Annotated in this window: 5 protein-coding genes and 1 pseudogene; 4 read left to right on the top strand and 2 right to left on the bottom strand. The window is 70.5% G+C overall.

What is annotated here, in order from left to right; genetic code table 11:
- From IE317_RS39365 to IE317_RS39350, 4 genes and pseudogenes are all read left to right on the top strand, one after another.
- Positions 1–206, top strand: a pseudogene (locus IE317_RS39365) (helix-turn-helix domain-containing protein); the annotation flags it as partial.
- A 308-nt stretch (positions 207–514) separates the two neighbouring features.
- Entirely contained in the window at positions 515–2779 is a 2265-nt protein-coding gene (locus tag IE317_RS39360) for a M4 family metallopeptidase (RefSeq protein WP_191316462.1), read from the top strand.
- Positions 2780–2863: 84 nt separating this feature from the next.
- On the top strand, positions 2864–4468 hold the full coding sequence (locus IE317_RS39355) for a M28 family peptidase (protein ID WP_191316461.1): 1605 nt from the start codon (positions 2864–2866) through the stop codon (positions 4466–4468).
- 138 nt (positions 4469–4606) lie between these two features.
- Positions 4607–5650, top strand: a complete 1044-nt coding sequence (locus tag IE317_RS39350; protein WP_191316460.1) for a chitinase — start codon at positions 4607–4609, stop codon at positions 5648–5650.
- A 39-nt stretch (positions 5651–5689) separates the two neighbouring features.
- Here the strand turns inward: IE317_RS39350 and IE317_RS39345 are convergent, their stop codons facing one another.
- Both IE317_RS39345 and IE317_RS39340 read right to left on the bottom strand, forming a co-directional pair.
- Positions 5690–6793 (bottom strand): NADAR family protein, encoded by a 1104-nt coding sequence (locus IE317_RS39345; RefSeq protein ID WP_191316459.1) that lies wholly within the window; start codon positions 6791–6793, stop codon positions 5690–5692.
- Positions 6794–6814: 21 nt separating this feature from the next.
- The gene (locus tag IE317_RS39340; RefSeq protein WP_191316458.1) at positions 6815–7609 is read right to left on the bottom strand and encodes a DUF3152 domain-containing protein; all 795 of its coding nucleotides are present in this window, start codon (positions 7607–7609) and stop codon (positions 6815–6817) included.
- Positions 7610–7677 lie beyond the last annotated feature (68 nt).

Genomic DNA, 7677 nt, shown 5'->3' with positions numbered 1-7677 from the left:
CGCTGGCCCGGGCCCGCGGCGACGCCCGGCGCGCGGCCGAAGACCTGCGGGCCGCCGTCGAGCTCGCCACCGGCCTCGGCGCGCGCGGGGTCCTGGTCCGCGCGCTGCGGCCGTTGAGCGAGCTGCTCGGCGAGACCGGGAAGCAGACGGAGGCGGCGGACGTGCTGCGGAACGGGCTGATCGCGCTGGGCGCGGAAGACGGGTAACCCTTTTCTGAGCAGTACTAACGAATCCCGATGATCGAGATCGTCCGGCGTTCGGATGGTGTCGCCGACAATCCCTACGAAAGTCGTTCCGGGACGGAACACGGGGAGAATCCCCTGCTGCGGCGGGGTTTGTACGAATTGATTCGATAATCCGGAACGCACCGTTGGTCCGTTCGGCGCATTGACGCCCCGATCCGCTGATCCTTTACTCGGATGCGTCCGGACGCATACCTGCAGTTAGCCGCCTGGACACCTCTCCCCTTTCCCTTACCGGACCTCGATTCTGCCTTCATGGAAGGAAGACCTCGATGACCCATCGTGGGTTCAGCACGGGCTTGGCGGCCGCCGCCGGGCTCGCCATGACGCTCGCGTTACCGGTGACCCCGGCGAGCGCAGCGTCCGCAGCACAGCCCGCCACCCCGGAAGCGGCCGCCGCCCGCGCCGCCGACCAGGCGGCCGCCAGCGGCCTCGACGCCCTGCGCCGCGGCCCGGCCGAATCGTTCCAGCGCATCGGCCTGACCGCCGGGGGCGGTGGCCTCTTCTACGGCGCCTACCAGCGCACCTACCAGGGCCTGCGGGTCGTGGGCGGGGACGCGGTCGTCGTCGCCGATGGTGCCGGGCGCGTCCGCGGCACCAGCGCCGCGGAGACCGCGGCCATCACGGTCGGGACCCAGGCGCTGGTCGACGCGGCCAAGGCAGCCGCCACCGCGCGCGCTCAACTGCCCACAGTGGACAGTGTGAGCACGCCGGAGAAGGTGGTGCTGGCCGGGGCGAGCCCGAAGCTGGCCTACGAAGTCGTCGTCGCCGGGCGCACCGCCACGGCGCCGAGCAACCTGCACGTGTTCGTCGACGCGGCGACCGGTGCGGTGCTCGACAAGCGGGACGACGTGAAGACGTTCGCCTCCGGCGCTCGCACGCAGGCCCAGCCGGCGACGGTGAACGTGGCCGGCACCGGCAACAGCTACTACGTCGGGAACGTGTCCATCGACACGACGCAGTCCGGCAGCACGTACACGCTGCGCGACCCGGGCCGCACCGGCATCAGCTGCGGCCGCGAGGGCGGATCCGTCTACAGTGGACCGGACAACAACTGGGGCAACGGCTCCGGCACCGACCTGGAGACCGGCTGCGTCGACGTCCTCTACAGCGTCCAGACCGAGTGGAAGATGCTCGCCGACTGGCTCGGCCGCAACGGCATCAACGGCAGCGGTACCGGCTACCCGGCGTCCGTCGGCCTCAACGACGTCAACGCGTACTGGAACGGCTCCTCGACGCACTTCGGCCACTCGCAGGACAACCAGCGCCAGGCCACCTCGATGGACGTCGTCGGCCACGAGTTCGGCCACGGCATCTTCCAGTTCACCCCGGGCGGCGCCGGTTCCGGCAACGAGAACGGCGGGATGAACGAGTCGACCGGTGACATCTTCGGCGCGCTGACCGAGGCGTACGCGAACAACGCCAAGGACACCCCGGACTACGAGGTCGGCGAGGGCGTCAACCTGGTCGGCCAGGGCCCGATCCGCTACATGTACCAGCCGTCCAAGGTGGGCGACCCGAACTGCTACTCGTCGTCGATCCCGAGCACCGAGGTGCACGCGGCGGCCGGCCCGCAGAACCACTGGTTCTACCTGCTGGCCGAGGGCTCGAACCCGGGTGGCGGCAAGCCGTCCAGCCCGACCTGCAACAACTCGACCGTCACCGGCGTCGGCATCCAGAAGGCCGGCAAGATCTTCTACAACGGCCTGCTGAAGAAAACCTCGTCGTGGAACCACAAGGCCGCCCGCAAGGCGACCCTCGAAGCCGCGATCGCGCTGTTCCCAGGCAGCTGCACCGAGTACAACGCCACCAAGGCCGCGTGGGACGCCGTCTCCGTCACCACCGTCAGCGGTGAGCCCACCTCCTGCAGCGGCGGCGGGCCGGACTTCTCGGTCGCGCTGAACCCGGCTTCGGGTTCGGTGCAGCCGGGTGCCTCGGCGACCACGACGATCAGCACGGCGATCACCTCGGGCGCGGCGCAGTCGATCACGCTGTCCGCCTCGGGCCTGCCCGCCGGCGCGACCGCGACGTTCAACCCGGCCACGATTCAGTCCGGTGGCTCCTCGACGCTGACCATCGCGACGTCCGCGTCGACGCCGACCGGCAGCTTCCCGGTCACCATCACCGCCGACGGCGCCAGCACCGACCACACCGCGACGTACACGCTGTCCGTCGGCACCACCGGGTCGTGCGCCGCGGTGACCAACTCGACCCGCCTGGACATCCCGGACTACCCGGCGAGCGCGGTCAACAGCACCAACACCGTCAGCGGCTGTGCCCGCAACGCGTCGGGCACCACCAAGGTCGAGGTGCACATCGTCCACACCTACCGCGGTGACCTGGTCCTCGACCTCGTCGCCCCGGACGGCACGGCGTACCGGCTGAAGAACTCCGGCAGCGACTCCGCCGACAACATCGACACCACCTACACCGTCAACGCCTCGTCCGAGGCCGCGAACGGCGCGTGGCAGCTCCGCATCCGAGACGTCGGCCCCGCCGACACCGGTTACCTGTCCTCCTGGACGTTGACCGTGTAGCACGCCCCGCCCCGTGAAGGCCGCACCCGCCAGGTGCGGCCTTCACGGCCGTTCTCCCAACCCCCACCGAAGGAATTCACCGCCATGAAGTGGAAGACACGACTCGGCGCCGGGGTCACCGCCCTCGCCGCCGTGCTGGGCGTCGTATCCGCGCCAGCGGCCACCGCCGCACCCGCCACGGCGCTCGCCGCGCCGGACATCTCGCTGGCCAACATCAAGGGCCACCTCAACCAGCTGCAGGCCATCGCCAACAACAACGGCGGCACCCGCTCGCCGCGCGGCGGCGGGTACGCGGCCTCGGTGTCCTATGTGGAAAACCTGCTGAAGAACGCCGGCTACACGACCACCCGGCAGACCTGCACCAGCTGCATCGGCCAGTCGCAGAACCTGATCGCCGATTGGCCGCAGGGTGACGCGAGCCAGGTCATCATGCTCGGCGCGCACCTCGACAGCGTGAGCGCCGGCCCCGGCATCAACGACAACGGCTCGGGCAGCGCGTCGATCCTCGAGGTCGCGCTGACGCTGGCCCGGACCAACCCGGCGATGGCCAAGCGCGTCCGGTTCGGCTGGTGGGCCGACGAGGAGTCCGGCCTGGTCGGCTCCAAGTACTACGTCAACAACCTGCCGAGCAGCGAGCGCACGAAGATCAAGACCTACCTCAACTTCGACATGATCGGCTCGAAGAACTGGGGCTACTTCGTCTACGACGACGTCGCTTCGATCAAGGCGATCTTCGACGAGTACTTCGCCTCGATCGGCATCCAGACCGAGGGCGACAGCGAAGGCGACGGCCGGTCCGACCACGCGTCCTTCAAGAGCGCGGGCATCCCGGTCGGCGGACTGGCCACCGGGGCCGGCGACATCAAGAGCTCGGCGCAGGCGCAGAAGTGGGGCGGCACCGCGGGTTCGCCGTTCGACAACTGCTACCACCGCGCCTGCGACACGACGTCCAACATCCCGGACCCGCCGCTGGAGAAGAACAGCGACGCCATCGCCTACGCGCTGTGGAAGCTGGCCGTCGGCACGACGCAGGGCAACGACTTCTCCGTGTCGCTGAACCCGGCGTCCGGGACCGTCCAACCGGGACAGTCGCTGCAGGTCGCCGTCAGCACCGCGACGACGTCCGGCTCGGCGCAGTCGATTTCGCTGTCCGCTTCGGGCCTGCCCGCGGGCGCGACGGCGTCGTTCAGCCCGGCCACCGTGCAGTCGGGTGGCAGCTCGACGCTGACCATCACGACGTCCGCGTCGACCCCGACCGGCACCTTCCCCATCACGGTGACCGCGGACGGCGCGAACGCCGACCACACGGCGACGTTCTCCCTCGGCGTCGGCAGTTCCTCGTGCGCGCCGGTGACCAACTCGACGCGGCTCGACATCCCGGACTACCCGGGTGCGGCGGTGAACAGCACCGCGAACGTGGCGGGCTGTGCGCGCAACGCGTCCGGCACCACGAAGGTCGAGGTGCACATCACCCACACCTACCGCGGTGACCTCGTCCTCGACCTCGTCGCCCCGGACGGCACGGCGTACCGGCTGAAGAACTCCAGCAGCGACTCGACGCCGAACCTCGACACGACCTACACCGTCAACGCCTCTTCGGAAGCCGCGAACGGCGCCTGGCAGCTGCGGCTGCGGGACGTCGGCCCCGCCGACACCGGTTACCTGTCCTCCTGGACGCTGACCGTCTGACCGGCCGCTCGGGGGCGTCCTTCGCGGGGCGCCCCCGAGTTGTCTAGACCACCCGTTCGTAGGTAGTCACCGGTTCCCCGCGGCGCTTATGTTGGGCGGACAAGCCGCGTCCACCCTTCAATGACGATGGGAGCCGGGATGTCCGGTCGCTTCTTCGCCACCCTGCTGGCCACGGTATTGGCCGTCCCGCTGTTCGTGTCGGCCCCCGCGCAGGGGGCGGTGCAGGCCGACACGTGCGCGGTGAAACCGCGCCCCGCGGGCAAGGTCCTGCAGGGGTACTGGGAAAACTGGGACGGCGCCGCGAACGGCGTCCACCCCGGCATGGGCTGGATCCCGATCACCGACAGCCGGATGGCCCAGCACGGCTACAACGTCATCAACGCCGCCTTCCCGGTCATCCGATCCGACGGGACCGTGCTGTGGGAGAACGGGATGGACGCCGGGGTGAAGGTGTCGACGCCCGCCGAGATGTGTGCCGCCAAGGCCGCGGGCGCGACGATCCTGCTGTCCATCGGCGGCGCGGCCGCCGGGATCGACCTGTCGTCCTCGGCGGTGGCCGACCGGTTCGTCGCCACGGTGGTGCCGATCCTGAAGCAGTACAACTTCGACGGGATCGACATCGACATCGAGACCGGGCTGACCGGCAGCGGGAACATCAAGACGCTCTCGGCGTCGCAGTCGAACCTGATCCGGATCATCGACGGCGTGCTCGCCCAGATGCCGGCGGGCTTCGGGCTGACCATGGCGCCGGAGACCGCGTACGTCACCGGCGGCAGCATCACCTACGGCTCGATCTGGGGTGCGTACCTGCCGATCATCAAGAAGTACGCGGACAACGGCCGGCTGTGGTGGCTGAACATGCAGTACTACAACGGCTCCATGTACGGCTGCTCCGGCGATTCGTACCAGGCCGGGACCGTGCAGGGCTTCACCGTGCAGACGCAGTGCCTGAACAACGGCCTGGTCGTGCAGGGCACGACGATCCGGGTGCCCTACGACAAGCAGGTCCCGGGCCTGCCCGCCCAGCCGGGCGCGGGCGGCGGGTACCTGTCGCCGAGCCTGGTTTCCCAGGCGTGGCGGTCGGTTCCGGGTCTGAAGGGCCTGATGGACTGGTCGATCAACTGGGACGGCTCGAAGGGCTGGACGTTCGGCAACAACGTCAAGTCCCTCCAGGGCCGCTGAGACCCTCGTGAGTGAGAAACAGTGTTCTGACACTGTTTCTCACTCACGAGTCGCCAGCTCGGAACGGATGAGTTCCAAGAGCCGGCCCAGCCAGTTGGCGCCGCCGGCACTCCAGTACTTCGAAGCCCAGTCGCTGTAGAGCAGGCGGGCGTCGCCCGTGTCCAGCAGCGTCGCCGCCATGGCGGGGTGGCGCTCGAACTTGTCCCGCAGCAGCGTGGCCATCACGCCCAGCCGGGCCGCCGGCCAGCCCGCCCGCCGGGGCGCCTCCTCGCCGAGGCTCCGCGCGTCGATGCCCCGGGAGGCGGCGGCGATCCGATCGTGCCAGCCGGCGTCGTCGGTGGACAGCGCCCAGTAGGCGTGCATGACGCTCGCGTACTCCCGGCCGCCGTGGGTCACCGCCGCCGGGTAGTCGATCTGCAGGACCTCCGGGCCCGCCGGATCGGGCCAGCCGCTCGGGTGGACGTGCCCGCCCACGACCAGCGGGACGGTCGTCTCCGGTCCGTCCGCCACCCGCCGCGGCTGTTCTCCGGCGACGCCGGCCTCACTCCGGCGGAAGTAGCCGAGCGCCCACTCCCGGAGCTCCGGGGTCACCGTGAGCGTCCGGCCTTCGTCCCGGGCCGGGATCGTCTCGCCCACCTCGGCGAGCAGGATCCGCACCGGGACGTCGTTCTGGTCCATGTCGCCGAGCGCGTAGATCCGGCGGTGCTCGGGCACCGCGCGGTAGGCCTCGCGGACGAGCTCGAGGTTGGCCCCGGTCGGATCCGCGGCGTACGCCACCGAGGCGTCCCAGCAGCGCCGGGCGGAATCCGGCCGGTCGTTGAGCTTGTCGACCTCGTCGGCGAGCTCGCCGATCAGCAGCTCCGGAGTCAGCCACGACTCCAGCGCCGGCACGGTTCCCTTGGCCGTGCCGGTGATGACGAGTGGTGCGCCTTCAGGCGGGGTCAGGGTCAGGGTGCCGTCGTCGAACGCGGCGCGGAGACCGTCGAAATCGGTCGTTTCGTAGTTCCAGAGGACGGCGCCGTCCGCGAAGACGCCGAGCGTGCCGAGCACGTAGTAGTTGCTGTTGCGGACGAAGACGTGGCGTTGCCGCCCTCCGACGACATCGCCGCCGACCACGCGCGACGTCGGGGTGCTGTCCGGCATGCCGGCGAGCCTAGCCGGGGATCAGGAGTCGCCCGCCGGGATCGGGTCGTTGTACTCGCCCGGCGGGCCGGCGTACTCGCGGGCGCCGTCCGGGAACGGCCACGGGTTCGGGACGCAGCCGTGCAGCCCGAGCGTCTGCTGCTCCATCACCGGCGCCGGCTTGCCCGGGCCGGGGCACAGCTCGTGGCCCTGGCCGAGCCGGTGCCCGGTCTCGTGCGTGACCATGTACTGGCGGTAGACGTCGAGCGGGGCGCCGTAGTTCGGGACGGCGTTGGCCCAGCGGGCGACGTTGAGCACGACGTTGCTGCCGTTGCGGCAGGAGGTGTAGCTGTCCGGCGTGCCGCCGCACAGCTTGTCGCGGCTGGCCGGTGTCGCGAGGTAGAGGGTGAAGTCGGCCATGTCGGCCGGGCCGACCTGCTGCAGCCGCCACTGGCCGCCGGCGGTCCAGCCGCGCGGGTCGCCGAGGATGGCGCGGATGTCCTTGGCGAACTCGGCGGGCCCGACGCCGTCGATGTCGGTCTCGATGGCGATCCGGTAGCGCATCAGCCGGCCCGACTTCCCGGCGACCTCGTCACTGCCCGGGGTGAACATCCACTGGCCGGACCCCGTCCGCGGGAAGCTGATGGCGGCTTCGACGGGCGCGCTCTGCGTCACCGGCTCGCGCTCGGCGGGCGGCGGGATCGAGGTGGCCTCCCCGATGGCGGTGCGGACCGGCCCCGCCGCGGGCGCGGCGATCGGCTGCCGCTCCCCGCCACAGCCGGCCACCGCCAGGGCGAGCACGGCCACGGCCGCGGCTCGTCGTGCGGTTTTCGGCATGGGTCCTCCCGGGGTGCGCGGCTTCAGAAGGACATACGGGCCGCGGCCGGGAAAAGTTGCGGTGACCT

The sequence above is a fragment of the Amycolatopsis bullii genome (assembly GCF_014654205.1).
Lineage (GTDB): Bacteria > Actinomycetota > Actinomycetes > Mycobacteriales > Pseudonocardiaceae > Amycolatopsis > Amycolatopsis plumensis.
This window is presented reverse-complemented; position numbering and strand designations above follow the sequence as displayed.